Source organism: Caballeronia sp. INDeC2 (assembly GCF_023631325.1).
Classification (GTDB): domain Bacteria; phylum Pseudomonadota; class Gammaproteobacteria; order Burkholderiales; family Burkholderiaceae; genus Caballeronia.
The window spans coordinates 1-8,338 of record NZ_JALQDG010000043.1; the positions used below are offsets into that span (position 1 = coordinate 1).

Here is an 8,338-nt window from a genome sequence, read left to right on the forward strand (position 1 = left end):
CTCGTCAACGAGATATTCAAGAATCAGGATGCGCAGGCGTATTCGAGCATCTATCTCTACAAGGATGTCGGCGGCAAGCTCAAGTATGGTCCGCTGTGGGATTTCGACATCGCCGCCGGCAACGTGAATTACTCCGGCGCCCAGTATGCGCTCGGCTGGTGGATCGCCGACAACATCTGGATCTCCCGGATGAAGTCCGTCGACCCGACGTTCGAGCCGAGAATTCGTGCTCGATGGGACCAGCAGAAGGCGCAACAGATCGACACGCTGAATGCCTATATCGACGATAGCGCGGCCGCGCTCCAGGAAAGCGGCGCGGAACAGCGCAACTTCACGCGGTGGCCGATCCTCGATGTTCAGGTGTGGCCCAACCCCGTCGCTACGGGCTCATATCAGGGCGAAATCGACTACATGAAGAACTGGCTGATGCAGCGGATCGCATGGCTCAACGAGAATCTCTGAGGCCGGGCCTCGTGGTAGCGTCGGCTCAGTGCGTTTGGAACAGCCCGTTGGCATCGGTGGGCAAACGCGCAAGATACGCGGCCCAGCGCCCGACTTTGTCGCGTCGAGCAGCGGCGATGCTTTACTGACTTAAGGAAGGGTATTCGCATCCTTCCACCACTGACCGGTGACGCCGACGTGACCTGTCGCCAACGCATCGGTCATCTTCCGCGACAAATGGTGCGAAGCACATAGACACTTCATTACGCCGCGCCTAACATCCGCCCAAAGCTGCCTTGCATTACTCCGATTCCTCGTCAGTGATCCTTTCCTGGAGACACACTATGCGGACGGCCGGCCTTCTACGAACCCTCGCTGCAACTTCCCTTACCTTCGGTGTTCTATTGACCGTCGCCGCATGTCACAGCGACGACTCCGGCATGACGCCCGCGAACGCCGCCGACGCGCCGCTTGCTTCCGATCCGGCATGTCAGAGCCTCACTCCCGCTTCGCAAGGCGGTCCGTTGCCGCAAGGCGATACCGCCGTTCTGCGCTGGCTCGGCACGGCCAACTACGAACTCGCGTATCACGGTGTCGTAATTATTATGGATACCTATTACGAACGTCCGGCGCGTACTCCGTCCGTGGGCTTCACGGTATCGCAAGTGACACGCGCCAACGTGATATTGATCGGGCACGCGCACTCGGATCACATCAGCGATGTGGCCGCGGTGGCCGCTCAAACGAAGGCACAGGTCATCGGCTCGGCCATCACCACGCAAGAGGCGCAAATGCTGGGCGTGCCCGCATCGCAGACAGTGACGGTCAAGGGCGACAACACGGAAAAATTCACTTATGGCGATATAACGATCAGCCCGACGCATATCATTCACAGCACGATCGAGGCCGGACTCACGACGCAGCTTGCCGCGCTCTATGCGCTGGATGCGCCGCCCCTCACGGCCGCCGAACAACAACAGCACGACGCGGTCGCGGCCCGCGGATCGAACGATCCGAACATCATCACACAGGGCACGATGGGCTTCACGTTCACGTTCCCGAACGGTTTTCGCATCGTATGGTTCGACAGCGTGAGCAACCCGAGTCCGGAAGAGAGTCAGCTTGCGCAGATCGTCGCGCCCGGCGTAGACGTCGGCATCTTTCCGTGGACGCCGCACCCGATCGCTGAAACACAATTGGGCTACACGTTCCAGCATCTTCAGTTGTTCAAGCCGAAACTCTATTTGCCCGACCATCACGATGCGATCTGGGGCGCGTGGCTCGACAACGGGCTGTCGCCGCTCTTCATGAAGATCCGTGACCAGCTACCGGGCACGAAGTACGCAGAGCCGTTGTATCGTTCTCCGATATGCGTCCGCACCACGGGCACCAATCGCGACGAGTTTTTCATGGGCGGGACATCGAGCTGAACCGGCGGCATCTGTTATCGGCCTTTTCAGCGAAGGCTATCGTCTTGCGGATACGAGCACGCGCTTCTTCGAGCGCTTGCTCGTTATCTTCACTAGATACGTTCCCACCGTTCCGACCGCCCTCACGCACTGCCCGATAGCGTGCGGTTGATTCCGCTTGCCTCCCGTCAAGCCACATGCAATACTCAACCAAATGGCTCAGTATCCTCAAAACGCTCGATTCGACGCTTCGTTCGCCGCGCTCTCGGACCCCACCCGCCGCGGCGTGCTGGAGCAGTTGATGCGCGCCGACGCGTCAGTCACCGACCTCGCCGAACGCTTCCACATGACCCTCACGGGCATGCAGAAACACATCGGCATACTGGAGCGGGCGGAGCTCGTCACCACGGAGAAAGTGGGACGCGTGCGCACGTGCAGGCTCGGCTCGCGCCGTCTCGACGAAGAGTCGGCGTGGATCGAAAACTATCGCCAGATGTGGGCCGCGCGCTTCGACGCGCTGGACACGGTCATCGAAGAACTCAAACGCAAGGAGAAACGTGATGGTCGCAAGAAGAGAGAATGAGCCCGGTCGCGCGAGCAATCGCACGACGTCGGAGCGAAAGTCCGAGCGCGAGATGGTCATCACGCGAATCTTCGACGCCCCGCCGCGGCTCGTATTCGAAGCGTGGACCACGCCCGACTTGTTCAGGCAATGGTGGGTGCCGAAGTCGAGCGGCGCGACACTGCTCTCATGCGAACAGGATGTCCGTGTCGGCGGCGGCTACCGTCTGGAATTCGCTCATCCCAAGGCCGCGGCGCCGCTGGCGTTCTTCGGCAGGTATCTCGAAGTGGTGCCGAATGCCCGCCTCGTCTGGACCAACGAAGAAAGCGACGATGGCGCCGTCACGACCGTGACCTTCGAGGAGAAGGACGGCAAGACGCTGCTGGTGTTGCACGAGCTTTATCCGTCGAAGGAAGCGCTCGACATCGCCATCGAGGGAATGGACGAAGCGATGCCCGAGACGTTCGAGCAGTTGGACGATTTTCTGGTCGCGCGCGGTGCGGGGGCGGAAGGGAGTTGAAGTTGTCGGTCTCGTCGGCTGTTCGATGAGGGCATCAGCGCCGATGCCCTTCGCTGAGTTCCGCAATCCGGCTTTGCAGCGCGTCGAGAAAGACACTCACCCTGTTCGGAACGTATCGCCTGCTGGGCATCACCGCCCAGACCGACAAGTCCTCCATCGCCGCGTCATCCAAATGAATCTGCACCAGCGAGTTGTCGGCTAGTTGCCGGAAGACGTCCCAATACGTCAACTGCGCGAGTCCGAGACCTTGCACGGCAGCGGTCCGCGCCGCTTCGACACTGGTCGTGGTGACGTACGCATCCACGCGCTTGCGGATCAACGTTCCGTCGACGACAAGCGGCCACCGTCGCACCGCACTCAATCGGATGCAGGCGTGCGTGTCGAGATCGGCGACCGTCGAGGGACGTCCGTGCTTCTTCAGATACGCTGGCGCGGCGCACACGAGGCGAGGATTCGAAGCGATCTTCCTCGCCACGAGCTCGGAGTCTTCCAAGGGCGCAATCCGCAAGGCCACGTCGAGGCCCTGCCCGACGATATCGACCTGACGATCCGAAAGATCGAGGTCGATGCGAAGCTCCGGATTGGCTTCGAGCACACTCGGAAGCATGGGCAGCACGACGGATTGTCCGAACCCGCTTGGCGCCGTCATACGCAGCACGCCCGACGCCTTTCCCGGCGACGGGCTCAGCTCGGCCCGCGCGCCGGATTCCGCATCCACCATCGCCGTGGCGAATGGGACGAACGCTTCACCTTCGGCAGTCAGCGTGAGCGAGCGGGTCGTCCGATGAAAGAGCCGCACGCCGAGATCTTCCTCCAGCACCGCGATGCGGCGCGACACTTGCATAGGAACGACATCGAGCTGGCGTGCCGCCGCGGAAAGACTGCCCGCCGACGCAACGGCGAGGAAGGTGCGAACGTCTGGAAGGAACATGGTTTATATCCGATAGCGTTACGGCGGCTTCACCATTCGATGTCTGTTTCCCCGCCCTCCCGCCGCCTACCATGAAGTCACTTTCCTTCCTCGACGAGCCGCGAAATGAACGACTTCACCTCAAAGATCCTTTCCCCGTACGACGGCAACGGCATTGCAGTGCGCAACCGCGTCGCAGTCGCCCCGATGACGCGCATCACGGCCACGGAAAACGGCCACCCGACACAGACGATGTTCGACTACTACAGTCGTTTCGCGAAAGGCGGCTTCGGTCTCGTAACGACAGAAGGTATCTATACCGACAAGGCGTTTTCGCAAGGATACCGTTTTCAGCCTGGCCTGGCCGATGACGAGCAGGCGCGGGCATGGACGGCCTTCAATCGCGGCATGCAGGCACATGGCGCCCGCGTGTTCGCGCAACTGATGCATGCTGGCGCGCTGAGTCAGGGCAATGTTTATCGCAAACACACGGTGGCGCCGTCGGCCGTTCGGCCCAAAGGCGAGCAGATGGCGTTCTATTACGGCGATGGACCGTATCCCGAACCGAAGCAGATGACGGATGCCGAGATCGACGAGGCTATCCAGGGCTTCGTGCAGGCGGCGCAGCGCGCGGTGAATATCGCGGGGTTCGGCGGCGTCGAGATTCACGGCGCGAACGGCTATCTGCTCGACCAGTTTCTGGGCGCACACACAAACCTCAGAAACGACCGTTGGGGCGGCGGCACGAGGGCGCGCGTGCAACTGCTCGTCGATGTCGTGGATTCGGTGCGGATCGGCCTCGGCGATGCAGTGCCGGTCGGCATCCGCATCTCGCAGGGCAAGGTCAACGACTTCTCCTCGAAGTGGCCGGGCGGCGAGGCGGACGCCGAAGTGATCTTCGGCAAGCTTGCCGACGCGGGCGTGAACTTCATCCACGTGACCGAGCGCGAAGCGTGGCAGCCCGCATTCGAAGGCGCGCGCGACAGCCTCGTCGCGCTGGCGCGCCGCTACGCGCCGAACGTGACGATCATCGCGAACGGCGGCTTGCACACGGCCGAACGGATCGCCCACGCGCTCGATTCCGGCGCGGACATCGTGACGGTCGGACGCGGCGCGCTCGCGAACCCCGATCTGCCGATGATTCTCGCGAGCGGGCGCGAACCTAGAAAGTTCGACGGCTCGATACTGCAACCCATCGCCAGCATCAAGGACCACGAACTCGCGATGCAGTTATCCGCCTGAACCTGTTGGCGAGCGCACCGGTCACTGCTGCGCCTCCGCATGCGCACGCCGCCAGTGCGCGGGCGTCATATCGAAGTGCTGGCTGAACGCACGCCTGAAGGCGGCCACGGATTGATAGCCGACCGTCTCGGCCACGACTTCGGTCGATACGCCCGGCCTTTTCAGCTCGTTTGCCGCCAGCGCCATTCGGACGCTGGTCAGCAGATCCATCGGCGAACGTCCCACCTTGCTCCGAAAATGACGGATCAACGTGGCGCGCGACATGCTGCATAGACTCGCCAGTTCGGGCAACGTCCAGTCACGCGCCGGATCGTCGAAGATCGCCGCGAGCGCGGGGGACAGCCGCGAATGTCCCGCGAGCGTCAGCAGACCGGCGGGCGCTTCGTCGGACTCCGTGCTTGCTCGCAACGCCAGCGCAAAAAGCGCCGCCGACAGCGCGTTCATCATCGCGTAGCCGCCCAGATTACCGGCGATCGATTCCGTGCGCATCAGCGCGACGAGACCATTCAACTGTTCCAGCGCCGCGCCCTGTGGGCCGCCCTTCGCCGTCGACGTGCGGACGACGAGCCGCGTCGGCAGATACGCACGAACGAAGCGGTCATGCGGCGGCGCGAGGACGATCCGTCCGCACAGCATGTCCAGACGCTCGCCCGTGCCCTTGTTCTCGCTGATGACAAGGTTGAGCGCCGCGCGTTGCCGGGCAGGCTTCGGCTGCGCGCCGCTGCCGTCGCGAAGCGTATGCGCCGAACCGTGCGGAAGCATCACGATGTCCCCGGCGCGCAGATGTTGCGGCTTGCCGCCGCCGGGCGTCTGCAGGACGGCCGATCCGGCGAGCACGATGTGATACGGCATTTCGCCCGCATCCGAATCGGCGTAGATCACTTCCCACGGCGCGCCGTACGAGCAACGTAGTTCGAGCTGACCGCGCACGGTCATCATGCCGAGCAGGCGGCTCAGCCAATCGATCGACATCGACATGCTTACCCTCGAAATTCAAACGATGATCCTTTTGAGCATGATATTGAGTATTTTTAGTCTCAACAAGATCATTCCGCGAACCTAAAGTGGAGGCTCTTAACCACCACCGAACGAGGTCCACCATGAGTCGCATCGTCATTCCCGCCGTCGCCAATGCCACAGGCGACACCGCCGCCGTCTACGCACGCGTTCGCAAGATCGCGGGCGGCAGCGTGCCGAATCTGTTCGCGGCGCTCGGCCATCTCGCGCCCGCGACGTTGAACGCCGCGCTCGACGCCGAAAGCGCGCTGGCCGCCAGCAGCCTGAGCAAGCAGGATCTGGAAACCATCAAGCTGCTGGTCAGCGAGCAGACGGGTTGCGACTATTGCGTAGCCGCGCACGTGATGCTGGGCAAGATGACCGGTCTGACGCCGGAAGCACTCGGGCAGATCCGCGCGAGCCAGCCGACGGGCGACGTCAAACGCGATGCGCTGATCCGCTTCGTGCGCACCCTGCAGACGACGCGCGGCACGATCGCCGAAAGCGAACTCGCCGCCATTCGCGTGGCAGGCTATAGCGACAAGCAACTGGCCGAGATCTCGCTGGCGATCGCCATGACGATCTTCACGAACACGTTCAATCGCATCAACGACACCGACGTCGATTTTCCGTCCGTCGAGTGACGCAGACGCTCGCGAGCGGATCCGTCCGCTGCACATCAATCCATTCGGGAGAAAGTCATGTCTCAAATCGAACAGTTCGATACGTTGATCCTCGGTAGCGGTCAGGGCGGCAAGCTGCTGGCGTGGCATCTGGCGCGCTCCGGGCAGCGCGTCGCCGTGGTCGAGCGGCAGTGGGTGGGTGGCTCGTGTCCCGCCGTCGCGTGTCTGCCGAGCAAGAACGAGATCTGGAGCGCACGCGTCGCGCATCTGACGCGCCATGCCGCCGATTTCGGGGCAACAACGGGTGAAGTCGCCATCGATATGGCGAAGGTCCGCGATCGCAAGCGCGGCATGGTTGAACGGGAAGCCGCGTTTCACGTGCAGGCGTATGCATCGAGCGGCGCGGAGCTGATCATGGGCGTCGGACGCTTTGTCGGGCCGAAGACTATCGAAGTGCAACTCAACGACGGCGGCACCCGCACGCTCGGCGGCGGTCAGGTCGTGGTCAACGTCGGCACGCATGCCGTGATCCCGGACGTGCCGGGCCTGCGGTCGGCCGATCCGTTGACGCACATCGGCGCGCTGGATCTCGACCGCGCGCCGCCGCATCTGATCGTGCTGGGCGGCGGCTATATCGGCGTGGAGATGGCGCAGGCGTACCGGCGCTTCGGCAGCCGCGTGACGATCATCGAGCGCGGTGTCCGGCTGATGGCCCGCGAAGATGCGGATGTCGGCGACGAGATGCTGCGCATTCTTCGAGCGGAAGAGATCGATGTCGTGCTGGACGCGCAGACGATTCGCGTCGAAGGGCACTCGGGCACGCAGGTACGCGTCGTCGTGCGCACGCCTTCAGGCGAGCAGACCGTGGAAGGCAGCGACATTCTGATCGCGGCCGGACGCGTTCCGAACACGGCCGATATCGGCTTGGAGCAGGCAGGCATCGACGTTGACGAGCGCGGCTTTATCCGCGTGAACGACCGGTTGCAAACGTCCGCGCGCGATGTCTGGGCGATCGGCGAAGTCGCGGGAAGTCTGCAATTCACCCATGTTTCCGTCGATGACTTCCGGATCGTGCGCGACAACATGGCGGGCGGACATCGCAGCACCGGCGACCGGCTGATTCCCTACACACTTTTCACCGATCCGCCGCTCGCACGCATCGGCCTGAGCGAAACCGATGCGCGGCGCGACAACATCGCCGTGCGCGTCGCCACGCTGCCGATGAGCAATGTGCTGCGAACCGAAGCGACCGACGAAACGCAGGGCTTCATGAAAGTGCTCGCCGGCGCGGAAGACGACCGCATTCTCGGCTTCACGATGATCGGCTCCGAAGCGGGCGAAGTGCTGGCGGCGGTACAAACGGCGATGATCGCCGGACTCCCGTATCCGAAGCTGCGGGATGCCGTGATCTCCCATCTGACCATCGCGGAAGGTCTCGGGCCGCTGCTGTCCAGGCTGCCTGAGCGCGCCGCGTAATAGCGGCCTCGGGGGGGGGGGGGGGGGGGGGGGGGGGGCCCCGCCCCCCCCCCCCCCCCCCCCCCCCCCACCCCCCCCCCCGCCCCCCCCCCCCCCCCCCCCCCCCCCCCCCCCCCCCCCCCCCCCCCCCCCCCCGCCCCCCCCCCCCCCCCCCCCCCC

9 protein-coding genes are annotated in these 8,338 nt (G+C 63.7%); 7 read left to right on the forward strand and 2 right to left on the reverse strand.

Features of this window, described 5'->3' with window-relative positions:
- The 4 genes from NCS28_RS29050 to NCS28_RS29065 all read left to right on the forward strand — a co-directional run.
- Positions 1–462, forward strand: a 462-nt coding sequence (locus NCS28_RS29050) for a CotH kinase family protein (protein ID WP_250517248.1), incomplete at its 5' end; no start/stop codon positions are given.
- Between the two features lie 419 nt (positions 463–881).
- Positions 882–1,871, forward strand: a complete 990-nt coding sequence (locus NCS28_RS29055) for an MBL fold metallo-hydrolase (protein WP_250517249.1) — start codon at positions 882–884, stop codon at positions 1,869–1,871.
- A gap of 157 nt (positions 1,872–2,028) precedes the next feature.
- Complete coding sequence (locus tag NCS28_RS29060; protein WP_250517250.1) at positions 2,029–2,433, forward strand: ArsR/SmtB family transcription factor; 405 nt, start codon at positions 2,029–2,031, stop codon at positions 2,431–2,433.
- Positions 2,411–2,932, forward strand: coding sequence for an SRPBCC family protein (locus NCS28_RS29065; RefSeq protein ID WP_250517251.1), 522 nt, complete (start codon positions 2,411–2,413; stop codon positions 2,930–2,932). The genes NCS28_RS29060 and NCS28_RS29065 overlap by 23 nt, the downstream gene beginning before the upstream one ends.
- Positions 2,933–2,966: 34 nt before the next feature.
- Here NCS28_RS29065 and NCS28_RS29070 read toward each other — a convergent pair whose 3' ends face one another.
- Positions 2,967–3,863 carry a LysR family transcriptional regulator gene (locus NCS28_RS29070; RefSeq protein ID WP_250517252.1) on the reverse strand — a complete coding sequence of 299 codons (897 nt, stop codon included), beginning with the start codon at positions 3,861–3,863 and terminating at the stop codon, positions 2,967–2,969.
- Positions 3,864–3,968: 105 nt separating this feature from the next.
- On the opposite strand from NCS28_RS29070, the gene NCS28_RS29075 reads away from it, so the two are divergent.
- Positions 3,969–5,084: an NADH:flavin oxidoreductase gene (locus NCS28_RS29075; protein ID WP_250517253.1), complete on the forward strand. Its 1,116-nt coding sequence runs from the start codon at positions 3,969–3,971 to the stop codon at positions 5,082–5,084.
- A 21-nt stretch (positions 5,085–5,105) separates the two neighbouring features.
- Here NCS28_RS29075 and NCS28_RS29080 read toward each other — a convergent pair whose 3' ends face one another.
- On the reverse strand, positions 5,106–6,062 hold the full coding sequence (locus tag NCS28_RS29080) for a cupin domain-containing protein (protein ID WP_250517254.1): 957 nt from the start codon (positions 6,060–6,062) through the stop codon (positions 5,106–5,108).
- 122 nt (positions 6,063–6,184) lie between these two features.
- Between NCS28_RS29080 and NCS28_RS29085 the strand changes: the two genes are divergently transcribed.
- Both NCS28_RS29085 and NCS28_RS29090 read left to right on the forward strand, forming a co-directional pair.
- Entirely contained in the window at positions 6,185–6,724 is a 540-nt protein-coding gene (locus NCS28_RS29085) for a carboxymuconolactone decarboxylase family protein (RefSeq protein WP_250517255.1), read from the forward strand.
- A 57-nt stretch (positions 6,725–6,781) separates the two neighbouring features.
- Positions 6,782–8,179, forward strand: a complete 1,398-nt coding sequence (locus tag NCS28_RS29090; protein WP_250517256.1) for an FAD-dependent oxidoreductase — start codon at positions 6,782–6,784, stop codon at positions 8,177–8,179.
- Positions 8,180–8,338: the final 159 nt, after the last annotated feature.